The following is a 25,122-nucleotide window of genomic DNA, read 5'->3' on the forward strand; positions in this document are numbered from 1 at the left end:
TTAATTATTTACTTTTGCTGTCAGTTACAAGTACAAAAACTAAACCAATTTTTGGTTTAACTGTTTTGCATCATTTCCTTTAATCCTTATTTTAAATTATAAGTAATGTCAATTTCAGTTAATAATTAAAAAGTAATATTTTGGCGAAGTACAATAAACAATTAACAAATTCAACGATTAAACCTATTTAAATGACGATTCCAGCACAATTTGACGCTAAGACGATTGAGAATAAATGGTATGATTACTGGATGAAAAACAATTATTTTCATTCGGAGCCAGATCATAGAACACCTTATACTATTGTAATCCCGCCGCCAAACGTCACTGGAGTCCTTCACATGGGACATATGCTGAACAATACGATTCAGGATGTATTAATTCGCAGAGCGCGTCTTAAAGGATTCAATGCTTGCTGGGTTCCGGGAACAGACCACGCTTCGATTGCAACTGAAGCAAAAGTGGTAGCGAAGTTAAAAGCCGAAGGAATCAATAAAAATGATTTAACACGCGAAGAATTCCTAAAACACGCCTGGGAATGGACAGATAAATATGGTGGAACAATCTTGGAGCAGCTTAAGAAATTAGGTGCATCATGTGATTGGGAACGTACTAAATTTACAATGGACCCGGATATGTCTGCTTCTGTAATTAAATCGTTTGTTGATTTATATAACAAAGGACTTATCTACAGAGGATACCGAATGGTAAACTGGGATCCGGAAGCAAAAACGACTTTGTCTGACGAAGAAGTTATTTACGAAGAACAGCAGGGAAAATTATTTTTCTTAAAATATAAAATTGAAGGTTCAGAAGATTTCCTTACCATCGCTACAACACGCCCTGAAACTATCTTTGGAGATACTGCAATTTGTATCAATCCGAATGATGAGCGTTTTACACATCTTAAAGGTAAAAAAGCGATCGTTCCAATTTGCGGAAGAGTAATTCCGATTATTGAAGACGAATATGTAGACGTTGAATTCGGAACGGGATGTTTGAAAGTAACGCCTGCGCACGATATGAACGATAAAACTTTGGGTGAAAAACACAATCTTGAAATCGTTGATATTTTTAATGAAGATGCGACTTTAAACAGCTTCGGATTACATTATCAGGGGAAAGACCGTTTTGTAGTTAGAAAGGAAATTGAAAAAGAACTTCAGGAAATCGGAGCTTTAGCAAAAACAGAAACACACTTAAATAAAGTAGGAACTTCTGAAAGAACAAAAGCGGTAATCGAGCCAAGATTATCAGATCAATGGTTCCTGAAAATGGAAGAATTGGTAAAACCAGCAATTAAGTCAGTTTTAGAAACGGGAGATATTAAATTGCACCCAAAACGTTTCGAAAACACTTACGCACATTGGTTAAACAACATTCGCGACTGGAATATTTCCCGCCAGTTATGGTGGGGACAACAAATCCCGGCTTACTATTATGGAGATGGAAAAGAAGATTTCGTAGTTGCAGAAAACATCGAAGATGCCCTAAAATTGGCACAGGAGAAAACTTCAAACTTGAAACTTGAAACAAAAGATTTAAGACAAGATGTTGACGCGTTAGACACATGGTTCTCTTCCTGGTTATGGCCGATGTCTGTTTTTGGCGGCATCATGGATCCGGAAAGTGCAGACTTCAAATATTATTATCCAACAAATGACCTGGTTACTGGTCCGGATATTTTATTTTTCTGGGTGGCAAGAATGATCATTGCAGGTTATGAATATGCAGGAGAAAAACCATTTACAAATGTATATTTGACTGGTTTAGTACGTGACAAACAACGTCGTAAAATGTCTAAATCATTAGGAAATTCTCCTGATCCTTTAGATTTGATCGATAAATTTAGTGCAGACGGTGTTCGTGTAGGATTGCTTTTGAGTGCTTCTGCAGGAAACGATATTATGTTTGATGAAGAATTGTGCAACCAAGGAAAAGGATTCTCCAACAAGATTTGGAATGCCTTCAAATTGATTAAAGGATGGGAAGTTTCAGAAACTATTCCGCAGCCGGAATCATCAAAAGTGGCAATCGAATGGTACGAAGCGAAATTACAGCAAACTTTAGTTGACATTGAAGATAATTTCGAGAAATACAGAATTTCAGATTCTCTAATGGCTATTTATAAATTGGTTTGGGATGATTTCTGTTCCTGGTTCTTAGAAATGATCAAACCCGCATATCAACAGCCAATTGACACTCTAACTTTCACGAAAGCGATTGAAATGTTGGAAAACAATTTGAAATTACTTCACCCATTTATGCCTTTCTTAACGGAGGAAATCTGGCAGTTAATCGCAGAAAGAACGCCTGAAGAAGCTTTAATTGTTTCAACCTGGCCTGAATTAAAACCATTTGATGCGAAATTAATTGCTGATTTTGAAAACTCAATCGAAGTAATTTCCGGAATCAGAACAATTCGTAAAGACAAAAATATTCCGTTTAAGGATGCAATCGAATTAAAAGGAATCAACAGTGAAAATCTTTCGACTTATTTTGATTCAATTATTACGAAATTAGGAAACGTTTCTGCTTTCGAATATGTTTCTGAAAAAGTAGATGGCGCGTTGTCTTTCCGAGTAAAATCAAATGAATATTTCATTCCGATTACAGGAAACATAGACGTTGAAGCTGAAATCAAAAAGCTGACAGAAGAATTGAATTACACAAAAGGATTCCTGAAATCTGTAGAAGCAAAACTTTCTAACGAGAAGTTCGTAAACGGAGCTCCGGAAAAAGTTTTAAATATAGAAAAACAAAAACAAGCCGATGCTTTGGCGAAAATAGCTACTATCGAGCAGAGTCTGGCTGGTTTGAAGTAAAATTCAAACTTATTTTAAATAAACAAACCCCGACAAAATTTTAAATTCTGTCGGGGTTTTATATTTTTCTCAAAATCCTCATTTTTTATTAAGCTCTGCAGCTTTCTGTTCCCAATAGGCTTCAAGTTTACTATAGTCAACTGGATTTGCAGGTTTTTGATAGCCCAATCTGCCTGATTCAAATGCCCGGACCAGAATGGACTCTATTAAATAATCTTCGTTGACTTCAAAAGGCTTATATTCTCTTTTTAAACTAATGTCAAACATATTTGCGGTTGCATTTGACATAAAAGCCTTAAAACCACTTTTTAAAGTTTTGACAAGTTCATAAGTTGTTATTCCGGTTTGTCGATGGATAAGTTTTACTAAAATTTGCCCTTGTTTTCGGGAAAGTTTTTTGAGTCTGGCTTCGAATTCATTGTTGAGATAGTCTTCTACAATTTTAAAATATTTCTTCTTTTCACGGCTGGTTTTCAAACGCGCCATTCCATTGTTTAAAGCTGTTAGCCGGTCTGCCGCCAATTTTGCATAAGGATACACTTTGTAAACCCTGTTTTGAAGAATCAAAAACTGCTTTTTGGCTTCAGGATCCAGTTCTCCTTTCGAAATAAGAATTTCAGGTAACTGAATAGTATCGCCCAAAATCGAATCATTTTCGGTAAGCGTATAGCCCATTTCACTCTCTTTTGGTGTAATCTGTGCCTTGGCAGCAAAAGAAATTAAAAGAAAACATAAAATACAAATTGTAAATCTCATGGAATATATATTTAAGTGTAAAATTATACATTATATACACAACTGTAATACCAAATTTTTAAATTAGCAAAAAAATATTTTATGACTACAAAATCTATACTGAATGACACTTCAATCGCTTTTTTAGAAAACTACTTAAATAACGCTTCGCCGACGGGTTATGAAAGCGAAGGACAAAAAATCTGGATGAAATATCTGGAGCCTTATGTAGATACTTTTATTACCGATACTTATGGAACTGCTGTTGGAGTTGTAAATCCGGATGCTCCTTTTAAAGTGGTAATCGAAGGGCATGCTGACGAAATTTCATGGTATGTAAATTATATCACAGATGATGGTTTGATATATGTAATTAGAAACGGAGGATCGGATCATCAGATTGCACCTTCAAAAAGAGTCAATATTCATACAAAAAAAGGAATTGTAAAAGGTGTTTTTGGATGGCCGGCTATTCATACGCGTTTGCGTGATAAAGAAGAAATTCCTAAATTAAGTAATATTTTTATTGATTTAGGTTGTGAAACGAAAGAACAGGTTCTTGAAATGGGGGTTCACGTGGGTTGTGTGATAACATATCCTGATGAATTTATGATTCTTAATGAAAATAAATTTGTCTGTCGTGCCATTGACAACAGAATGGGCGGTTTTATGATTGCTGAAGTTGCCCGTTTACTGAAAGAAAACAATAAAACACTTCCGTTTGGTTTATATATCGTGAATTCTGTTCAGGAAGAAATTGGCCTGCGTGGTGCCGAAATGATTGCGCAAACCATCAAGCCAAATGTTGCTATTATTACGGATGTCTGCCATGATACGACTACCCCAATGATTGACAAAAAGGTAGAGGGAGATCTTAAAATGGGCAAAGGTCCGGTAATTGCCTATGCACCTGCCGTTCAGAATAAACTGCGTGATTTGATTGTTGATACTGCCGAAGAAAAAGAAATTCCGTTTCAGCGTCATGCGACTTCCAGAGCTACAGGAACGGATACTGATGCATTCGCTTATAGCAACGGCGGTGTGGCCTCAGCATTGATTTCATTGCCATTGCGTTATATGCACACCACTGTAGAAATGGTTCACAAAGAAGATGTTGAAAATGTGATTCGGCTGATTTATGAATCCTTATTGAAAATCGAAAATAATGAGACTTTTTCTTATTTCAAATAATTTTAAGGAGCTATTCCCGCTGTCCCTTATATCTTTTATGGCGAACCCCGCCATAAAAGGATGCCAGTTCCATCGGGGCTAAAAGACCATCATAAATAAAAAAACGACCTTCTGCTCAGGAAGGTCGTTTTAATACTAACTCAAATTCTTTAAACTTTTAGCGATTTTTTATTTTAAATCTTTTAAAATAGCAACTGCTTCTGCGGCATTAGATAATTGCGCATATTTCAAAGCAGTAAATCCTTTTTCATTTTTAAGACCAGGTTTTGCTCCCTGCTCCAGTAAAATTTTAATGATTTCAACTTTGTTGTAACGTGCAGCGGTCATTAAAGGAGTCATATCTTCTGATATTTGATTGACATCAGCTCCGTATTCAATAAACTTCAAAACGATTTGAAGATCTCCTTTTAAAATTGCAACATTTAATGGTGATGCCTCATAAGGTGAAGTCATAACTTTTTTGTCTTCATTTAAAGACTTGAAATTTGAAGCTAATGATACATTTGTAAAAGCTATTAAAGCTACTCCTAAGTAAACGATTGATTTTTTCATAACGATTGTTGTTTGTTGATTGATTAATGATGATTTTTAAATTCTGAGTAAAAGTAATCTAATTTTTGTATTATGTATTACAAGGTACTATGTTTTAACTAATTCTTAACATTCATTTAATAAATTCCCTTACAGGCTATTAATAGATGTTAAATTATGTGTTATCTATATAGACGCCGAATAACTTAATATGTTACACTTTAAATCAAAAAAATATAAAAAATCTTATAAAAAGAAATGGATAAGAGAAAATCCTTTTTTTATTAATCCAATTCGTTACTATAACTATAAATAGGGCAGTTAAGAAAATGAATAGATTATCGATGAAAATTTCAAAGAGGTCAGGAAAATTCAAAGGCAAAATGAAAGTGAAAATCTGATATTAATAAAAAATAAATGCCCTGCTGTTATTTTAAATCAAGCAGGGCATTTTATTTCTGTATATGGGTTTTAAAAATAGTTTAACCCAAAAATCTATTTATCGGCAAGATATTCTAATACGTTTTTCTCAATACGCTGGTCAATATTATTGATATCGGCCTTAACGAATTTTTCTCCTAAAATATTCTCGTATAACTCAATATATCTTTCAGAAACGGATTCGATGTAAGCATCTGTCATTTCAGGAATCTCCTGACCCTCCTGCCCTTGGAAACCATTTTCGATCAGCCAGCGGCGTACAAACTCTTTTGATAATTGTTTTTGTTCTTCTCCTTTTGCCTGTCTTTCTGCATATCCTTCAGCATAAAAATAACGGGAAGAATCCGGCGTATGGATTTCGTCAATTAAAACGATAACTCCGTCTTTTGTTTTTCCGAATTCATATTTTGTATCAACTAAAATCAAACCACGCTCAGCTGCGATTTCAGTTCCTCTTTGAAACAAATCACGTGTGAATTTCTCCAAAACAATATAATCTTCTTCAGAAACAATTCCTTTTGCAAGAATGTCTTCACGTGAAATATCTTCATCGTGTGAACCATTATCTGCTTTTGTAGTTGGTGTTATTATTGGTTCAGGGAATTTATCATTTTCTTTTAAGCCTTCAGCCATTGTAACTCCGCAAATTTGTTTTCTTCCGGCAGCGTATTCACGGGCAGCATGTCCTGAAAGATATCCGCGAATTACCATTTCGACCTTAAAAGGTTCGCATAAATGCCCAACAGCTACATTTGGATCCGGAGTTGCAATCAGCCAGTTTGGAACAATATCTTCTGTTAACTCCATGAATCTTGTTGCAATCTGATTCAGAATTTGCCCTTTGTACGGAATCCCTTTTGGCAGAACAACATCAAAAGCCGAAAGCCTGTCGGTTGCAACCATTACCAAAAGCTCGTCATTTATATTGTAAACTTCCCTTACTTTCCCGCGGTAAACTGATTTCTGATTCGGAAAATTAAAATTTGTGGTCGTGATTGTATTGCTCATTGTCTTTTAGTTGTGTTTTTTATGAATGCAAATTTAAAACTATTTAAAAGAGCAAGCAAAGAAAAAAAAATACTATTTAAAAGACAAAATACCCTTGCCTAATAATTGTATTGAATTGTCGAGATTTCCGAGCGATGTGTCAGCCAGTTTTTTAAAATCAGCAGACTTTACAATTAGAATCTGGCCATGATCTTTTGCAGGCGCATTGGGTACAAAAACTACAGCATTTCCGTTTTCATCTTCTTCAATAAGATGCGCTGGCTGCCAATAATCGCCGTTTTTTAAAAGAATGGGTAAGTCCGTGCTTGGTTTTTTCTTTCTTTTATTAAGTTTTTCTTCTGCCGCTTTTTTATTTTTTTCATAACCAGGAAGGAAAATGATTAACTTATCGTCTATCCAATCAGTAAATTTTTTCAAAAAAGCCAGACGCATTAAAAACCCGCTGAAATAAATTAAAACTAAAAGAATAACGCCTCCGGCAATATCTGTTGCATATTTCCCTAAGAAATAATCCAACCGAAGAAAATGAGCAAATTTTTCGCCATAATTCTGAAAAAACTTCCAGACTTTTTCTAAGAGTATAAAAAACACGAGTAATGGTAGCAAAACCAATGCTCCTGAAATACAATTTCGTTCAACCTGAAGTAAAAATTTTTTCATCGCTAAAAAAGTTAAGGTTAAAAAAAAGAGCTAACTATAAATTAATTAGCTCCTATAAAAGTAAATATTATTTTTTAACCTGTAACAAAAAATAGATTTAAAGTATTGTGAATTAGATTATTGTAAATTCTTTGTCCAAAATTTTTGAGGCTATATATCGGGCAACCCCGTCTTCAGTATTTGTTTTAATAACTTCTAAGTCAGGAAGTGTCTCTCTTAATAGAGCAGGAGCATTCCCCATAATCAAACCTTTTCCTGAGGCAGATAACATCTGTACGTCATTGAAGCCATCACCAAATGAAACGGCTTCCTTTAAAGTAAATCCTTCTTTCTCCAGAACTCTTTCAATTGCTACGGCCTTATCTATTGATTTGTCCATAAATTCAAGACAGGTTGGCAGGCTAAACGCATGATGTAAATGTTCTGAAGAATTGGCTAAAACAGCATCTTTTAGTTTTACCAGTTTTTCATGATTATCGCATGAGAAGAAGATTTTAATAGCGCCAAAATCTTCCAGAGTTTTATAATCAACCAATTCAGGACGGTATTTTAATTCTGCCTGAAAAGCATTCAGTCTTTCGTTTACTTTATTTGTCTGCCATACATTTTCTTTAAATAAAACAACGGTAATTTCAGGATCTATTTCGACATTTAAAGCGGCTTTTACAATATTGCTGTCTAAATTAAAAGAAAATAATTCTTCTTTTTCAGGTGAATGAATTCTGGCTCCGTTTGAACTCACTAAATAAACCGGTACTTCCAGTGTTTCGATTATAGCCATTGCATCCAGATGATGGCGGCCTGTGGCAACAACAATGAGATAATTTTGATTGTGAAGTTCCTGAAAAATGGATTTTGTGTAATCTGAAATTCTGTGTTTAGGGTTGAGTAATGTTCCGTCAAGGTCACTTACTACAACTTTTATATTTTTAAGCTTTGTCATATTAACAATCAAATATTTATGAAATGCAAAATTAAGCTTTTAAGCCGGGAAGACCATAGTTTGAAACGTTTGAAAGCCCGAAATAAGACAAGTTTATTATTTATTTAACTATTTGTTTCCAAACCTTAACTTTAATGTTTTCAAAATTTATTCCAATAAAAATGTCGATTTGATTTACTCTTTTTGCTTTAAATAATCTGAGGGGGATATTTTATAATACTCCTTAAAACAAGTACTAAAATAGCCCGCTCCGTTAAATCCGGCTTTGTAAGCAACATTGGCAATATCGGTTTCTCCTGCATCAAAATATTGTCTGGCTCTTTTTAGACGCATCTCACTGACAAATTCGACAGGAGTTATATTGGTGAGGCTTTTAAATTTTCTGTTGAATGTTACTCTTGACATATTTAATGTATTTGCAATAAGATCAATATTGAATTTTGGATTCGTTATACCATCTTCTACTATGGCAATAATGTCTTTTAAGAACAGCTCGTCTTTGGTTGTAATAATTATTTCGCCGGGTTCTAATTCAATTGTTTTTACATTCGATTGTAATTGTTCGAAAATTTTCTTTCTGGATTTAATTAAACTTTGGATGGAAGCTAGTAGGAAATCGGTATCAAAAGGCTTAGTAATATAATAATCTGCACCATAATGTAAACCTTCAATTTTGCTTTCAACGGACGATTTTGCAGTTAATAAAATAACCGGAATATGACTAGTTTCCGTTTTATTTTTAAGCGCATCGAGCATTTCAATACCATCCATTTCAGGCATCATGACATCACTTAAAATTAAATTCGGAAGCTTATTTGAAGCAATTACAAAACCTTCTTTTCCGTTTTCGGCTTCCAGTATTTGATAAAAACGCTGTAATTGACTCTTTAAAAATGATCTTAATTCGTAATTGTCCTCTACAATAAGAACTACAGGTAAGTGTATGTCCTGATTACTTAAAACCTTATTTTCACTATTCTGTTTATTGTCAATAGAATGTTTCCTTAATTTTTGTCCTGATAATTTTTGTTTGGAGTTGTTGTTTTGGAAAATTTCCTGATTTAAATTAATTTCTATTGAAACGGTCAGGCCTCCGTTTTCATTATTGAAGGCATAAATACTACCCTGATGTAGTTGTACATATTCTTTGCAAAGAGCAAGTCCAATACCGGTTCCTGTAATGTTGTCTGAATTTGTCTCATAATAAAGTTTGAATATATCTTTCAGCTTGTTTTCATCCACACCGGACCCCTGATCTGAAACATTGATTTTTAAAACAGTATCATTTTCTAATTTTAGTTCAACTGTAATAATGCTGTTGGCGGGAGAAAATTTAATCGCATTAGAAAGCAAATTATAGATGATAATATCTATTTTTTCTCTGTCCAGATTTGCAATAAGGGCTTCAGAATTGCATTGCGTTTTAATTTTTATGTTTTTTTCGTATGCCGCCTGAGAAAACAAAGTATTTATTTCATTTACAAAAGAAACAAGTTCAACAGGTTCAATACGAAGTTCTTCTTTGCCGCTCTGTACTTTTCTAAAATCAAGCAGCTGATTCACAAATCGTACAAGTCTGTTTGTGTTTTTTCGTACGGTTTCTATATATTCATTATCCAAAGGAGTTAACTTTTCGCTTTTGGCGATTTCATTTATCGGGTTAACAATTAAGGTAAGAGGAGTTCTTAATTCATGGGAAATATTAGTAAAAAAACTCAACTTTAGTTCGGTCATTTTTTGTTCTACAACAATTTCGTTTCGCAGACGAATCATTGAAAAAGCTATCCTTCGGGCGATTTCGAGCGCTAACAGAATCAGCATCGCATATAAAAAATAAGCAAAATTTGTTTTCCAAAAAGGAGGGGCGATTGTAAAAGTTAAATTCTTCTGGGGAGTAGTCGTATACAATTCTGTGTTCAGGCATTTTACTTCAAATTCATAATCTCCAGGTTGTAAATTGGTGAATGTTGCTTTTTTCTGGTTTTTTACCTCATGCCATGTATCATCAAGACCTTTTAACCGGTATGCGTACAATTGTTTGTTGTTTGAGATGTAATCTAATACGGTGTAATACATGCTAATAGTATTTTCAGTATAGTTTAACTGAATATTATTGGTGTAATTGATGTCACTTTCTAAATGATATTCTGTCGATTTTACATTTGAGTTTTTATTGTTGATTTCAAAGCCCGTAAAAACCATTTTTGTATTGGTCTTTTGGTTTTCAATTTTTTTTGGATCGAAAGTTAAATAACCATTTCTGTTGCCGAAAACCAGATTGCCATTTACTAGTTTGATGCCGGCAGATTCAGAAAAACCGGTTTTAACTAAACCATCATAAGAGTCGTAATTTCTAAAAATATGATTTCGTAAATTGAATTTAGAAATACCATTTTCCGTCGCCAGCCATAGGTTTTTCTGATCATCTTCTGCCATGCTCAGAATAAAATCGCTTGGCAAGCCATCGTCTTTAGTGAAATTTTTAAATTTTAAACCATTTCCTTTTTCAATAACCTGACTGAGCCCGCCACCGGCTGTTGAAACCCACATTTTATTAGCTGAATCTTTAAAAATAAACAACACATCGTTACTGCCAAGACTGAATTTGTCTGTAGGCATCTTTTCATATCTTGAAAATTCTAGCTTAGAAGAATCGTAATTCTCAGGGGTAAATGTCACTAACCCGTTTGTTGTGGCAACCCAGATCTGACCTTTATATCCCTGAGCTAAATACCTGACCTTACTGGATTCAATAGCAGGATAGTTTTTAAAGTGATTTATGAAAATATATTCTCCCTTTTTTTCTTCCAGTAAATTGATTCCGTTGTCATAAGTACCTATCCAGATTCTCCCTTTTTTATCTTCTAAAACAGAATAAATTTCATTGCTGCTAATACTTGCAGGATTGTTTTTATCAGCTTTAAACTGTTTTAATGTGTATTGGGAACTTTGTAGATTGACAGGAGTAGCTTTATACAAACCATTTCCTTTTGTACCCAGCCATACATTTCCTTTAGAATCTCCTGTGATACAATATACCGGACCAATTTCATCTGTTTTGTAATTGTTAAATGGGGTCTTTAATTCCAGATTTCCGTTGTAGATTTTTAATTTTCCTGCTTTTGAAGCCAGCCATAACCGATTCTTTTTATCTGAAAAAACAGCTCTGATTTCATTTTCCGTTTTGATTTTACTGTTGGGTACTAATAGCTGTTGCTGAAATGTATTTTTCTGGAAAATGATTTTATGAATTCCTCTGTCTGTGGTACTCATCCAGAGAATTCCTATGGGATCGAAATACAGGGTAGTAATAATATTTGAAAACTTCTGATTTTCATCTTCAGGATTATTGAAAAAGTAATCCAGATGATTGGTCTTTTCGTTATAATTCCCAAAACCACCACCTTTTAATTTTACCCAGACTCTGTCGAAATTGTCCTCGAAAATTTCAAAGCTGTTTTTTAAATTCAAAAAAGAAGCATCTGTCTGCTGAGAAAAAAAAGCAATTTTGCTTTCTTTTGGCTTTACAAGAAAAACACCATGCTTGTCTGGTTCAACCCATAATAAACCTCTTTTATCCTGATAAATTCTATGTAGCGGAGCGTCAGAAACTTTAAGTCTTGATTCTGTTTTTGAAGTTCTTGTGTTAAACGTAATCAATTCTCCTTCAGAAGTGGTAATCAATAATAAATTCTCGTTTTTAGATTTTATTACAGCGTTAATAGCTTTTTTTGAAATCGTTGTTTTTTTATATTTTTTTTGAATTTTACTGTAATCAATTAAAGCCCCTTGATCAGTTCCAAACCAGGCATTATTGCCTTGTGCAAAACAGCATTTTATATTGTCGTTTTTTAGGATATTGTTGCTTTTATATCCTTGTCTGGAATTTGATATATAGTCTAATCCTTCTTCAGAACCTACCCAGATAGAATGATCAGTGTCTTTAAAAATAAAATTTAGGTTGTTGGACGATAAAGAAGAATTGTTTTTTGAATTTTGCCCGAAATGAGTAATCTCAATTTGATTATTCGCTTTTTTTCGTGCTAAAAAAATACCACTGCCAATAGTTGTCAGCCAGACATTGCCATTCTTATCAGTAATAATATTGTCGAATTCAATTTTGGTGGTTCCTAAAATAGCAGCAATAGAGAGAAATGATTCGGTTCTTTTGTCGAATCTGTAAATCTGATTGTCATATACTCTGAGCCAGATATATCCAAAAGCATCTTCTTTTATTATATCGATCCGGTTATTGCTCAGGCTGCTGTTGTCTCCGGCAATTGCTTTGTAGGTTACGAAATTTTTTCCGTCAAACCGGTTAATGCCATTCCACGTAGCAAACCACATAAAACCTTCTCTGTCCTTTATAATGTCTCTGATGACATCATGTGAAAGCCCGTCCTCAGTGGCGTAATTTTCTATTTTACATTTTATTTGAGCAGATGTTTTGCTAAAGAAAATGACAGATAAAAATGCAATTAAAAATTTAACCGGTAAAAGGTTCTTCATTCGTAATTCCTGGTTTTAGTTTGGTATAGTAAAGTTTGTGTTTAAGAGAAACTGCTTTATTGGTTAGTGTTTTTCAATTAATAACCGGATAAAAATAACTTTATAAATGAAAATTAGCAATCACAACCCCAGTAAACATAGCTAATGATAAAAAAGTGGAAGTAAATGACCAAAATTTGAAACTCATTATTCTTTTATTAAAATAGTTTTGATGCAAGGTATTAATTAATTAAAAAGTTGGCATTAAAAATACAGCATTGATTTTTTATTTCGTGCATAAATAAATATTTACTCTGTATTAATGATGATTTTTATTGATTAGTAAACAACTTTACAAACAACCACTAACTATCTAATTTTATGAAAAAACTCTATTTTTTTGTCTTTCTGTTTATAGGACTTTTATTTTTTAATACAGGTACCGCGCAGAGTTTTAGCCCGGATATCGTAGTAGATATTAATGGATCCGGAAACTTTACCTCAATACAAGCCGCAATTGATGCAGCACCTGCCGGAACGCCAACTATTATTTATGTAAAAAGAGGTTTGTACGACAAGGAAAAATTATTAGTTCCTGCGAATAAAACCAATTTAACCTTAATTGGGGAGAGCAGGACAGAAACGATTATCTCTTATGATATTTACAATTGTAATGATGGTGGTGATGGACTTTGCCCTGATGCTAAAGTGGCACTATGGGCCTCTAATACAAATTTAGTCGCAACAGCAGCCACGCTTACTATCATGGCAAATGATTTCAGGGCAGAAAACATAACTATCCGAAATACAGCCGGACCTGTAGGACAGGCACAGGCACTGACGCTTCGTGCAGACCGAAATGTATTTGTTAATTGTGATATAACGGCTTATCAGGATACGATTTATTTCTGGACAGCAGAGACGTCACGTGCTTATTTTAAATCCTGTATGATTTTGGGCCGTACCGATTATATTTATGGTCGTGGAATCGGTGTTTTTAACGAATGTGAAATCAGAAGCTACGGCGGGGCATGGATCACAGCACCTTCAAGTGAAGAATCTCAGACTTACGGTTTTGTATTTTATAAGTGTAATTTAACATATCAGCCAAACAGTCCAAGGTTAGGTGATGACGGTGTGAAAATTAAATTCGGACGTCCATGGCATCAATACCCAAAAGTAGCATGGCTGTATTGTACTATGCCTGCAGAAATCGATCCTTTAGGCTGGGGTGATAAATGGAATATGGCTTATGCCGATACAGATCCAAGACTTAAACTATATGAATGGATGAATACCGGTCCTGGAGCTGATATGAGCGGAAGGGCAAATTGGGTAGGTATTCGATCGTTGGCAGATCAGACAGAAGCCAATTTATATGAGCCAAAAATTGTATTGGCAGGTACTGATAACTGGGATCCTACCGCTATAGCTCCAACTGTAACTGTATACAATTGGGACGGAGGTGCTGCAAATACCGGATGGCTTGAAGCAGAAAACTGGAATCCGAATGCCGTACCGGTTGCATCAGAAGCTGCAAACGTTGACGGAAGTTTTACAATAAATGCTAACGGTGGAAATTTTGCGGCCGATTTGAATTTATTAAATGGTGCTGCTATTGATGTTTCTTCCAATAGTTCAACAACTTTACTTACACTTAATCAGGCATCAATTTCTAGTGCGGCTAGTGCTTCATTGGGCGGAAACATCAAAACTAAAGGAGCAGTAACAATCAATAGTTTTGCTAATCTGGATTTGACTGCTGTAATCAGTGGTGTGCACCAGATAACAAAAACAGGTACAGGAATAGTGCAATTTAATAGTAATAATTCAGGATATACAGGAAATTTAGTTATTGAAGCGGGTGAGCTTCAGGCTAAAATTGCCAATTCATTAGGGAAATCGCCAAAAATCACTGTAAAAACAAATGGAAAACTAACAGTGGATTTGAGTGCTGCAGTTGATGTTAAAACAGCACTGTATACAGAAGGAACAGCTTCTGTTGTTCTTAATCAGGACATCACAATTAATGAATGGTATATTGATGACGTTTTACAGCCTGTTGGTATTTATACCGCTGCTACAAATGCATCGACTATTAGCGGAACAGGTAAAATAATTATCGGAAGGCCAAGTGAATTTGGTTTCTTAGGCGGACTTTGGGATGATGTTACTAAATATTCACCGGCTTTGTTGCCAAAAGCTGGTGAAAAAGTAATTGTTAACAGTGGAATAACAATTGAAACTACGCTTTCTCAATTTGAAGGCGATATGTATGTAAAAACAGGCGGAACAATCCGTTTGAGACAAATAAAAGATTCCAAATGTTTAGGTCCGGTTAGAATGGCTCAGGGATCAACGATTACGTATGCAACAAGTGGTACAGGTTTCTATTTAAATGCACCAATTGTTTTAGAAGGAGATGTTTCTCTAACCATGAGTAGCAATAACGTAGCAGGAAATACAATGGATTTACCAGGAACATTTTCTGGAAGCAATAAAGTGATTGTTCGTAACATTAGGGATTTTGCAAGTGCAGCAACGGTAAAATTAGGAGGGGATAATAGCAGTTTTACAGGAATCTGGGATTTGACTCTTGCTGCTGCAAATGCCGGAGGTTCAGCGGCAATCAACGGAACTGTTGAAAATGCTTTTGGTAAAGGTATAATCATTCTGGCTTTTAATAACAAAGCTGTTTTCAATCATACAAAATGTGCCGGAGAAGAATTGAATTTGAATATAACCGGTTCTTCTGCATCAGCGGTATTAAACGTGGCAGTTGCAGTTAAGAAATTTACACTAAACGGAACGCAGCTGGCAAACGGTACATACAGTGCAGCTACACACCCGGGGCTGCTTACCGGTACGGGATCAATTACTGTAAATTCTGCCAGCCTGGGTTTAGATGAAAATGTTTTTCTGGAGTATGGTATGTTGAAAGTAAACGGCGTGCTTGAAAACATTGATGTTTACAATCTTACAGGACAGCGTGTTTATCATACAAAAGCTGCTGCTACAGAAATAAACCTGAATAATCTGAAAACTGGAATCTACATTGTTCATTATAAAATCAACGGAAAACAAGGAGCTACAAAAGTTTTTAAAAAGTAAAGCAAGTTTATAAATTTTATTACATATAAATAAATACCACAAGGGTATATGCTTTTTCATATACCTAATACTTACATAAAATAAAATCCAAAAATGAAATCAATGTTATCAAAATTATTTGTTGCTGCCTTAGTTTTTTGCAGTTTCATTTCAGTAAATGCACAAATTACGCTTCACACCATTGGCGACTCTACAATGGCGAACTATGACGAAAGCACTTCAGATATAAGAGGCTGGGGAATGATGTTTCAGCAGTTTTTTAATTCAGGAGTTACGGTTAATAATCGTGCAAAAAATGGTGCCAGCAGTAAAAGTTTTTATATGGAAACTCCGTATTGGACAACCGTAAAGCAACAAATAAAAGCAGGGGATTACGTGATCATTCAGTTTGCCCATAATGATGAGAAAAACGGAGGACTTGATGGAGGCACTGATCCTGCAAACCCAATTAACGGAACAGACTACAGAGGTACAAATCCGCAAACAACTTATAAAGATTATCTCAGAAAGTATATTGATGAGACTCGTGCTTTAAATGCGACTCCTATTCTGGCAACTTCTATGTGTAGGAAATATTTTAGTGGGGGTACGATTACACGCAAAGGGCTTCATGATTTAGGTCCGGATTTTAGTCTTCCGGCAACAGATCATACTTACGATTATGCTTATGCTATGAAAGAGGTTGCAGCCGAAAAAGGAGTACAGCTTATTGATTTGACTACCTTAACAAAAAATCTCGTTGAATCTTATGGAGACGCCGCCAGTACAGCACAGCTTTACGTTTCTGCAGATTCTACACATCCAACAGCATTGTTAGGGACATTAACCGCCAGATTATGCGCTCAGGAAATGGTAAAACAAAATATTTTGGCATCCAATATCAATACATCGACAGATGTTTTAATTAACCCGACTAATTGTGATTTTGGTGATGCGTACACCGGTCAGACCCTTACGAAAGAAGTAACTATTACAGGTTTTGATCTTTTACCGGCTGCAGGAACATTTACGCTTTCTGTAGATAATGGTTTTTTAATTGCAGCAAACAAAACAGATACTTTTAGTTCTTCTGTTACGATGAATTATGCAGATGGTAACCTTGCTTTTAAAAAATTTTATATTTCAGCAACACAATCGGTTGGAGGAAATAAAACAGGTACACTGACTGTAACGAATGGTAGTGTAACAAAAACAGTTCCGTTAACAGCCAATTTTATTACATTAACAGGAGGAACAGAAGTTAATCTTATCTGGGGGTTAACTGCGAATAACTCTTACGTTTTACAAGGACCTGCAACCGTTCTGGATCAGTCTCATACAGGGTTATCTGTTCAGTCCTATGGTGCACCTGTAAATTCGGGAACTTCTACTACAACTTGGCCTGTTAGCAGCGGTTACGATACTACAAGAAAAACTCAAAGAAACGAACCTCCGGCAGGCAGTTGGCCTGCTGGTGAAATTGATGAGGTGTCAACACGTTATACCCAGTTCGGAATTTCTCCTGCTATGGGAACAGAATTAAATATCGATTTAATAAGTTTATATGTTGGAGGTGCCGGAGGGAGCGGTATGAGATGCCGTATTTCATATTCTACTGATGACTTTGCGACTACATCTGTCGTTGGAGAGCTGACAACTATGACAGCAAATACTATGTATGCTGTATCGAAAATTCCGGTACTTAAAATTCCTTACGGAAAGACCTTAAAAGTTCGTGTTTATCCTTGGTACAATACGGCTTCTATTACTACTGGAAAAAGAATTTGTCTTTCTGATGTCAGGATTCATGGAGTTGCTCTTCCTGCAACTAGCCTGGGGACTGATGATTTTTCGAAAAGCCAATTAAAATGGACGGTAAAAGATGGTTTTATCAAGATAGAAAATGCTCCTGAAAACAGTAAAATCAGAATTTATGATTTAACCGGAAAACAAGTTCTTAAACCAACAATTATAAGTAATGATTCAGGTATAGAATTACCAAAAACAAAAGGAGTTTATATTGGTAAAGTTGAATCTGAAAAAGGGGTAAAAACAATTAAGTTTTTAGTTCCATAAATTTTAATCAAATGTAGAGTTCATAATACAATTGAGGTTAATTGAAGCCATCTGATGGCTTTTAAATTTTGTTATAAAAATATTCGTTTTGCACCTTAAAAACGTACAAAACGAATATTAATAAATGTTAAAATACAATTCACAATTTACATTTAACATTTCACTAAAATTTAAATTAATCGTGATTTTCTATCTGTTTATAAGCATCGATCACCTTTTTAACGAGTCTGTGACGTACAATATCTTTATCATCCAGATATATAATCCCGATTCCTTCAATATCTTTAAGCACCAATAGGGCTTCTTTAAGTCCGGAAATAGTACGGCGGGGCAAATCGACCTGACCCGGGTCACCTGTAATCATAAATTTAGCATTTTTCCCCATACGGGTCAAAAACATCTTCATCTGTGAGTGTGTGGTGTTTTGTGCTTCATCAAGGATTACGAAAGCATTATCTAAAGTTCGTCCACGCATAAAAGCAAGAGGAGCAATCTGAATAATTCCTTTCAGGATGTAGTCTTCCAGTTTTTCGTTTGGAATCATATCGCGCAAAGCATCATAAAGAGGCTGCATATAAGGATCCAGCTTTTCTTTCATATCTCCTGGAAGAAATCCCAGATTTTCTCCTGCTTCAACTGCAGGACGGGTCAAAATAATTCTTTTGACTTCTTTGTCTTTGAGCATTTTTACAGCCATTGCCACGCCGGTGTACGTTTTTCCTGTCCCTGCAGGTCCAACGGCAAAAACCATATCATTTTTTTTGATGGTATCAACCAGTAATTGCTGGTTTGGCGTCATTGCTTTTACAATTTTACCACCAACACCATGAACCAGTATTTTGTCATGGTCTAATGATTTTCTTTCATCCTGGCCATCACTCATAATAACGCGTTCAATTACATTATCATCAATGTTGTTGTATCGGGTAAAATGAAGCATAAGCCTCTGAAATCTTTTTTCGAATTCATCTAAAACTTCTTTTTCGCCAAAAGCCTTTAAAGTGGTCCCTCGCGCTACGATTTTAAGCTTTGGGTAGTACTTTTTGATTATTTCCAAATGGCTGTCATGAGCGCCCCAGAATTCTTTAGGGGCGATGTCTATTAGCTCGATTATTCTTTCGTTCAAATGAGGTAGTTTTAAATTAAAAATAAATTTGTTTGTAAATCTATTGCTGTCGGGTATGTTTATATCTTTAAGGTCAAATTGTATTTCTTTCTTTCAATTTGCATTTAGTATTGCTAGATTTGCATTTATCAAATTTAATGAATTTTAGGTTTAAATACTATCAATAGTTATAAACAAAATGGTGTCAATAATTACCCTTACTACCGATTACGGACTGAAAGACCACTTTGTTGGTTCGTTGAAGGGGAAAATACTTTCTGAAATTCCCGAAGCGAAAATCATTGATATTTCACATGATATTGATCCATTTAACACAGCTGAAGCAAGTTACGTTATTGGTGCGTCTTATTTGAGTTTTCCAAAAGGAACTGTTCATTTAATTGGTGTTGATATTGAATTGAATAAAGAGAATCAGCATATTGCCATGCAGTGGAATGATCACTACTTTATTTGTGCTGACAACGGAATTTTAAGTATGCTTACACATAAAATTGTTCCGCAGAAAATAGTTGCTGTAAATATCCATGATCGTTTCCCTGCTGAATATACTGATTTAGATGTTTTTATACAGGTTGCCTGTCATCTTGCCAAAGGCGGTCTGCTGAATGTTATCGGAAAAGAAATCACAGAAATTAAACAAATAACCGAATTGCAGGCAGTGGTTTCCAACGATGGCAATTCTCTTAAAGGCTACATAATTTATATAGATCATTTTGGAAACGTGGTAACCAATATTTCTAAAAAACAGTTCCTGGATGTTGCCAAAGGCCGCTCTTACGAAATTGTTATGAATCCTAAAAACATCAAAACAATTCTGCCCAATTATTCTGCCATTGCAACTTCTGATAAATATCCTGTAAAAACATATGAAGGCGAGAAACTGGCTATTTTTAACGAAGCCGGTTTTCTTGAAATAGCTATTTTTAGAAGCAATCCTTCAAAAGTTGGTTCGGCAAACAGTTTATTAGGATTGAATTACCGAGATCTGATTACCATACAATTTTTTTAGAAATTAAGCTTATAAGCGAAAAGTTAAAATTAGAGTGTTTTTAATCACTGATGAACAGCCGAAACATATTCGTTGGAATTTTATTTTTTTTCTAAAAAAAGAACAATCAATTTTGGTATTTTTGCGCGCTTGAAATGCTTTGGCTATGATGCTAAAGCAAATAAACAAATCAAACGATTAAACGTTTTTACATGAAATCAATCATTTTAAAGGAAATTAATTCCTTTTTTGGCTCTCCAATTGGCTATTTGGTCATTGCGGTTTTCTTAATCAGCAACGGACTGTTTTTATGGGTTTTTGAAGGGGATTATAATATTCTGAATACGGGTTATGCCGATTTGACTCCGTTTTTCACTCTGGCACCCTGGATTTTCATTTTTCTTATTCCTGCAATAACCATGAGAAGTTTTTCTGATGAAATAAAACAGGGAACATTAGAATTGTTGTTGACTAAACCATTATCGATTTGGGAAATTGTAAACGGAAAATTTTTAGGTGCCGGATTTTTAATTATTCTGGCAATTATACCAACATTCATTTATGTAAAAGTAATTTCTAATTTAGGTTTTCCTGAAGGAAATATAGATATGGGAAGTACTATTGGTTCTTACTTTGGATTGTTATTTCTGATTGCAGCTTATTCTTCTATCGGAATTTTTACTTCAACACTTTCAGAAAATCAAATTGTAGCCTTTATCATTTCTGTTTTTTTATGCTTTTTCTTTTATTACGGTTTTGAAGGTCTGGCTTCTCTAATTCCTCAGTTTTCAGGGTTTATTTCGGTTTTGGGCATGGAGAATCATTTTAAAAGTATGAGTAGGGGAGTAATCGACACTCGTGATGTAATATACTTTTTAAGTATTACAGTTCTTTTTTTGTCTTTTACAGTTTATCAATTAAAATCTTTTAAAGCCTAATGAAAACTTCTACTCAATTAAACATTAAAATATTGTGGATCACTATTTTTATTTTGGTGGCAATAAATGTCTTAGGAACTTTATTCTTTTACCGATTTGACCTAACCAAAGACAAGAGATATACATTGTCCGAAACTTCTTTGCAAATTATAAAACAGGTCAAAAACCCTTTGTCTGTCAAGATCTATATGGAGGGTGATCTGCCTGCTGATTTCAGACGTTTGCAGCAAGAAACCAGACAATTACTGGAGGAGTTTCAAGCCTATAATTCCAATATTGTTTTTGAGTTTGTTAATCCTTTAGAAAATGAAGATGATAGTGAAGCTTTGACAAAATCACTTTTTCAGAAAGGTTTAACTCCGGTAAATATTACTGTTGATGATAAAGGGAAACAATCTCAGGCAATGGTTTTTCCCTGGGCAATTGCAGTTTACAACAATAAAGAGATAAATATTCCTCTGTTGAAAAACAGAATGGGAGCCTCTACTACGCAAAAAGTAATTGGCTCCATTCAGCATTTAGAATATTCCATAGCAGATGCTGTCAATAAAATTGTCAAAGATAAACAAAAGAAGGTTGCTGTTATAAAAGGGAATGGTGAAATGAAAGAAATTCATATAGCCAAAATGTTGATACAAATTCGTGAAAGCTATTATATTGGCCCTTTTACATTAGACTCTGTTGCTAAAGATCCAAATGGAAGTTTAAACGCCTTAAAGAAATATGATTTAGCGATCATAGCAAAACCTACTGAAACTTTTTCCGACGAAGAAAAACAGGTCTTAGATCAGTTTATCATGAATGGAGGTAAAACTTTATGGCTCATTGACCAGGTTTCGGCAGATATGGATAGTCTGTACAATCAGGCTGGAGCAACTCTCGCATATCCAAGAGATTTGAATTTAAATGATATGTTTTTTAAATATGGATTCCGAATTAATCCTGACTTGATAAAAGACGAACAGGGAAGTCCACTAAAATTAGCCACCGGAGAGCCGGGAAGTGCAACACAATATCAGGATTTTATCTGGAAATTTGCGCCACTCGCATCACCTGAAAGCAAACATCCGATTGTGAAAAACTTAGGTGGAATCAAATTTGACTTTGCAAACCCAATCGATACATTAAAAAACGGAATTAAGAAAACAGTTTTATTGCAGTCGTCACCTTATTCTAAAAAAATAGGAACGCCTTTCGAAGTTAATTTAGGAATCGTATCAGAGCAGACTTCTCCAAAGGATTATCTTAACAAAGGAAATTTACCAATGGCGGTTCTATTAGAAGGAAGTTTTTATTCGGCTTTTGAAAATCGAATTTTGGCTTTCAAAGAAAATTCATTTTTATCAAAAGGAAAGCCTGCTAAAATGATTGTTGTCTCAGATGGAGATTTAGCTAAAAATCAATTAGATAAAAACGGAATTCCGGTTGAATTAGGTTACGACCAGCGTTCAGGAAACTTATACGATAACAAAGATTTTATAATGAATTGTATCAATTATTTGCTGGATGATACCGGACTTATTAACATTAGAAGCAAAGATTTAGATTTGCCGCTATTAGATAAAGAGAAAGTTTATGAAAACTACACTCAGGCACAGTTCATAACTATCGGACTTCCAATCTTAGTTTTATTGGTCTTTGGTTTTGCGTTTACTTATATCCGAAAAAGAAAATTCAGTAAATAGATGTTAATAAAAAAATTGTAAAACTAAGATTGTTTACGATATATTTGTAATCCCTATTTTTTAGGATTAAATTACTAAAATTAGGTTCAAAAATTAAAAACAGACAGATGAAATTTATAGTATCGAGTTCGTACTTATTAAAACAATTACAAGTTTTAGGTAGCGTAATTAACAGTAACAATACACTGCCTATTTTGGACAACTTCTTATTTGAACTAAATAATGATGAGTTGACTGTTTCAGCATCAGATCTTGAAACTACAATGTCGGCAACATTATCTATCGATTCTAAGAGTAAAGGAAGTGTGGCTGTGCCAGCAAAGCTTTTACTTGAAATTTTAAAAACGTTTCCTGAACAGCCTTTAGCTTTTACTGTTGAGGATAATAATACGGTTGAAATTAGTTCTAATTCAGGGAAATATGCATTGGCATATGCTGCCGGGGAAGAATTTCCTAAATCAGTAAATCTTGATGAACCGTCTGTAACACTCGTTCCTGCAGATGTATTGGCAACTGCGGTAAGCAAAACTATTTTTGCAGCTGGTAATGACGATTTGCGTCCGGTAATGTCCGGGGTTTTTTTCCAGTTTTCACCTGAAGGATTGACTTTTGTAGCTACAGATGCTCATAAGTTAGTAAAATATGCTCGCACAGACGTAAAAGCATCTCAGGTTGCTGATTTTATTATGCCTAAAAAACCTTTGAATATCTTAAAAAGTATTCTTGGGAGTTCTGATGCTGAAGTAAAAATTGAATATAACGATTCGAATGCAACTTTCTCATTTGATAATTACATTTTGATGTGTCGTTTAATTGATGGGAAATATCCAAATTATGAAGCAGTGATTCCAAAAGAAAATCCAAACAGATTAATGATTGATCGTTCTTTGTTTTTAAGTTCTGTTAAGCGTGTTGCGATTTTCTCAAACAAAACTACTCATCAAATTCGTTTAAAAATTGCTGGAGCTGAATTAAATGTTTCAGCAGAAGATATTGATTACTCAAACAAAGCAGAAGAAAGATTGACTTGTGATTATCAGGGTGATGATCTTCAAATTGGGTTCAACTCGCGTTTTTTAACAGAAATGCTTACTAATTTACAATCCGATATGATTATGTTAGAAATGTCGTTGCCTAACAGAGCTGGTATTCTAACCCCGGTAGATGGTCTAGAGGAAGGAGAAACTGTTACGATGTTGGTAATGCCTGTGATGTTAAATAGTTAACATCAAAACTTCTTTTTGTTACAGGGATATTTTTTAGTTCCACATTAAAGATATATCATTGTAAAAAAAAAATATCGCTATTAACCAACCATTTTTTATACCTGGAAACCGCAACTCTTTTTTAAGAGTTGCGGTTTTTTAATTTGTTTTATTTGTCGTTTTATGTTCATGTTTCAGTTTGTATTCTTCGCCTTAGGATTTGTAAATTTTGCAAGCAGATTTTAATAAACTACAAAGCCTGAAACAAAAAGTTTAACTTTATAATATGAAAATAGAAATTTGACCGGACATTATGTGTCCGTTTTTTTATATAGGAAAAAGACAGTTGGAAATGGTATTGGCAGAATTTCCAAATCAAGAGTTTAAAATTGAATGTAAAAGTTTTCAACTAGATCCATCAATAACATCTCAGATCGGAAAAGATGTCTATGTTTTTTTAGCTGAACGTAAAGGAATATCTCTTGAACAATCAAAAGAAATGCGTAAAGAGGTGACTGAAAGAGCAAAAAGTGTTGGCTTAAATGCCATTTTGACAAAGCTATTATTTCAAATTCAATAACTGCTCATATATTATACATTTGGCAAAGACAAAGAAACTCAATAATGAGAGGAAGAGATTTTCTTTAATGTATATTTTACAGAGGGAAAGGATTTAAATGATGCTTTGACTTTAGTAAAATTAGGGATCAAGGCTGGCTTAGATGAAAAAGCACTTCATGAAGTAATATAAAATGAAAATATGTTTTTGAATGATGTGCAAAATGATGTCTTCGAAGCACAGCAAATCGGTGTGCATGGTGTTCCGTTTTTGTTTTTGATAGAAAATATGCTTTTTCGGGTGCTCAGCCTGTTTTTGTACAAACAATTAATGATGTCAAGAAATAAATCTGAGATTTATAAGATACTAATCTCGGTAGTTGCTTAACGTTGTCGGTTTTTTTTGTCCATATATAAGTATAAATCATGTTATAATATAACAGTAAGTTTTGTGGAGTGAAAGCTGTTTCAGTTTTTTAATTAGTGATAAGGAGCTATTTCCCGCTCTTCGCTTCAATCTTTTTATGTCGAACCCCGCCATAAAAAGGATTTTCGCTTCTATCGGGGCTCATATCTTTGACATAGATTAAAAATATGAAAATGTATCTTTGAAATACTAACAATTAATAAACAA

At 34.4% G+C, this 25,122-nt stretch carries 16 protein-coding genes; 9 read left to right on the forward strand and 7 right to left on the reverse strand.

Translation table 11 applies throughout. From position 1 onward, the window contains the following. Positions 1-191 precede the first annotated feature (191 nt). Positions 192-2,825 carry a valine--tRNA ligase gene (locus tag GXM17_RS14390; RefSeq protein ID WP_163400019.1) on the forward strand — a complete coding sequence of 878 codons (2,634 nt, stop codon included), beginning with the start codon at positions 192-194 and terminating at the stop codon, positions 2,823-2,825. A 78-nt stretch (positions 2,826-2,903) separates the two neighbouring features. Here the strand turns inward: GXM17_RS14390 and GXM17_RS14395 are convergent, their stop codons facing one another. Further along, positions 2,904-3,581 (reverse strand): DUF4294 domain-containing protein, encoded by a 678-nt coding sequence (locus GXM17_RS14395; RefSeq protein ID WP_163400020.1) that lies wholly within the window; start codon positions 3,579-3,581, stop codon positions 2,904-2,906. 81 nt (positions 3,582-3,662) lie between these two features. On the opposite strand from GXM17_RS14395, the gene GXM17_RS14400 reads away from it, so the two are divergent. After that, the gene (locus GXM17_RS14400; protein ID WP_163400021.1) at positions 3,663-4,751 is read left to right on the forward strand and encodes a M42 family metallopeptidase; all 1,089 of its coding nucleotides are present in this window, start codon (positions 3,663-3,665) and stop codon (positions 4,749-4,751) included. A 168-nt stretch (positions 4,752-4,919) separates the two neighbouring features. Here the strand turns inward: GXM17_RS14400 and GXM17_RS14405 are convergent, their stop codons facing one another. The 5 genes from GXM17_RS14405 to GXM17_RS14425 form a co-directional block, all read right to left on the reverse strand. After that, positions 4,920-5,303, reverse strand: coding sequence for an ankyrin repeat domain-containing protein (locus GXM17_RS14405; RefSeq protein WP_163400022.1), 384 nt, complete (start codon positions 5,301-5,303; stop codon positions 4,920-4,922). Positions 5,304-5,777: 474 nt separating this feature from the next. Further along, entirely contained in the window at positions 5,778-6,731 is a 954-nt protein-coding gene (locus GXM17_RS14410; protein WP_163400023.1) for a phosphoribosylaminoimidazolesuccinocarboxamide synthase, read from the reverse strand. Between the two features lie 72 nt (positions 6,732-6,803). After that, positions 6,804-7,391, reverse strand: coding sequence for a hypothetical protein (locus GXM17_RS14415; protein WP_163400024.1), 588 nt, complete (start codon positions 7,389-7,391; stop codon positions 6,804-6,806). Between the two features lie 112 nt (positions 7,392-7,503). After that, positions 7,504-8,334, reverse strand: coding sequence for a Cof-type HAD-IIB family hydrolase (locus tag GXM17_RS14420; RefSeq protein WP_163400025.1), 831 nt, complete (start codon positions 8,332-8,334; stop codon positions 7,504-7,506). Positions 8,335-8,508: 174 nt separating this feature from the next. Continuing rightward, on the reverse strand, positions 8,509-12,843 hold the full coding sequence (locus tag GXM17_RS14425) for a hybrid sensor histidine kinase/response regulator transcription factor (protein WP_163400026.1): 4,335 nt from the start codon (positions 12,841-12,843) through the stop codon (positions 8,509-8,511). Positions 12,844-13,203: 360 nt separating this feature from the next. Between GXM17_RS14425 and GXM17_RS14430 the strand changes: the two genes are divergently transcribed. Together GXM17_RS14430 and GXM17_RS14435 are read left to right on the forward strand one after the other, a co-directional pair. Beyond that, the gene (locus GXM17_RS14430; protein ID WP_163400027.1) at positions 13,204-15,933 is read left to right on the forward strand and encodes a pectinesterase family protein; all 2,730 of its coding nucleotides are present in this window, start codon (positions 13,204-13,206) and stop codon (positions 15,931-15,933) included. A gap of 93 nt (positions 15,934-16,026) precedes the next feature. Continuing rightward, complete coding sequence (locus GXM17_RS14435) at positions 16,027-17,988, forward strand: GDSL-type esterase/lipase family protein (RefSeq protein ID WP_163400028.1); 1,962 nt, start codon at positions 16,027-16,029, stop codon at positions 17,986-17,988. A gap of 175 nt (positions 17,989-18,163) precedes the next feature. Here the strand turns inward: GXM17_RS14435 and GXM17_RS14440 are convergent, their stop codons facing one another. Continuing rightward, positions 18,164-19,114, reverse strand: coding sequence for a PhoH family protein (locus GXM17_RS14440; protein ID WP_163400029.1), 951 nt, complete (start codon positions 19,112-19,114; stop codon positions 18,164-18,166). A 181-nt stretch (positions 19,115-19,295) separates the two neighbouring features. Here GXM17_RS14440 and GXM17_RS14445 point away from each other — a divergent pair, with 181 nt between their 5' ends. The 5 genes from GXM17_RS14445 to GXM17_RS21810 all read left to right on the forward strand — a co-directional run bounded on the left by GXM17_RS14445 (position 19,296) and on the right by GXM17_RS21810 (position 24,510). Beyond that, positions 19,296-20,123 carry an SAM hydrolase/SAM-dependent halogenase family protein gene (locus tag GXM17_RS14445; protein WP_163400037.1) on the forward strand — a complete coding sequence of 276 codons (828 nt, stop codon included), beginning with the start codon at positions 19,296-19,298 and terminating at the stop codon, positions 20,121-20,123. 191 nt (positions 20,124-20,314) lie between these two features. Continuing rightward, a complete protein-coding gene (gene gldF, locus GXM17_RS14450) occupies positions 20,315-21,040 on the forward strand; it encodes a gliding motility-associated ABC transporter permease subunit GldF (RefSeq protein WP_163400030.1) in 726 nt (241 codons plus the stop codon). Then, on the forward strand, positions 21,040-22,725 hold the full coding sequence (gldG, locus tag GXM17_RS14455; protein ID WP_163400031.1) for a gliding motility-associated ABC transporter substrate-binding protein GldG: 1,686 nt from the start codon (positions 21,040-21,042) through the stop codon (positions 22,723-22,725). The genes gldF and gldG overlap by 1 nt, the downstream gene beginning before the upstream one ends. Positions 22,726-22,832: 107 nt before the next feature. Next, entirely contained in the window at positions 22,833-23,951 is a 1,119-nt protein-coding gene (gene dnaN / locus GXM17_RS14460; protein ID WP_163400032.1) for a DNA polymerase III subunit beta, read from the forward strand. A gap of 331 nt (positions 23,952-24,282) precedes the next feature. Further along, positions 24,283-24,510, forward strand: a complete 228-nt coding sequence (locus GXM17_RS21810) for a thioredoxin domain-containing protein (RefSeq protein WP_244307407.1) — start codon at positions 24,283-24,285, stop codon at positions 24,508-24,510. Positions 24,511-25,122: the final 612 nt, after the last annotated feature.

It is taken from the genome of Flavobacterium fluviatile (assembly GCF_010645065.1).
GTDB classification, from domain to species: domain Bacteria; phylum Bacteroidota; class Bacteroidia; order Flavobacteriales; family Flavobacteriaceae; genus Flavobacterium; species Flavobacterium fluviatile.

Excerpts from the sequence above, each read along its gene's own strand:
- GXM17_RS14390 (WP_163400019.1), top strand. The coding sequence starts at position 192 with ATGACGATTCCAGCACAATTTGACGCTAAGACGATTGAGAATAAATGG.
- GXM17_RS14395 (WP_163400020.1), bottom strand. The coding sequence starts at position 3,581 with ATGAGATTTACAATTTGTATTTTATGTTTTCTTTTAATTTCTTTTGCT.
- GXM17_RS14400 (WP_163400021.1), top strand. The coding sequence starts at position 3,663 with ATGACTACAAAATCTATACTGAATGACACTTCAATCGCTTTTTTAGAA.
- GXM17_RS14405 (WP_163400022.1), bottom strand. The coding sequence starts at position 5,303 with ATGAAAAAATCAATCGTTTACTTAGGAGTAGCTTTAATAGCTTTTACA.
- GXM17_RS14410 (WP_163400023.1), bottom strand. The coding sequence starts at position 6,731 with ATGAGCAATACAATCACGACCACAAATTTTAATTTTCCGAATCAGAAA.
- GXM17_RS14415 (WP_163400024.1), bottom strand. The coding sequence starts at position 7,391 with ATGAAAAAATTTTTACTTCAGGTTGAACGAAATTGTATTTCAGGAGCA.
- GXM17_RS14420 (WP_163400025.1), bottom strand. The coding sequence starts at position 8,334 with ATGACAAAGCTTAAAAATATAAAAGTTGTAGTAAGTGACCTTGACGGA.
- GXM17_RS14425 (WP_163400026.1), bottom strand. The coding sequence starts at position 12,843 with ATGAAGAACCTTTTACCGGTTAAATTTTTAATTGCATTTTTATCTGTC.
- GXM17_RS14430 (WP_163400027.1), top strand. The coding sequence starts at position 13,204 with ATGAAAAAACTCTATTTTTTTGTCTTTCTGTTTATAGGACTTTTATTT.
- GXM17_RS14435 (WP_163400028.1), top strand. The coding sequence starts at position 16,027 with ATGAAATCAATGTTATCAAAATTATTTGTTGCTGCCTTAGTTTTTTGC.
- gldF (WP_163400030.1), top strand. The coding sequence starts at position 20,315 with ATGAAATCAATCATTTTAAAGGAAATTAATTCCTTTTTTGGCTCTCCA.
- gldG (WP_163400031.1), top strand. The coding sequence starts at position 21,040 with ATGAAAACTTCTACTCAATTAAACATTAAAATATTGTGGATCACTATT.
- dnaN (WP_163400032.1), top strand. The coding sequence starts at position 22,833 with ATGAAATTTATAGTATCGAGTTCGTACTTATTAAAACAATTACAAGTT.
- GXM17_RS21810 (WP_244307407.1), top strand. The coding sequence starts at position 24,283 with ATGGTATTGGCAGAATTTCCAAATCAAGAGTTTAAAATTGAATGTAAA.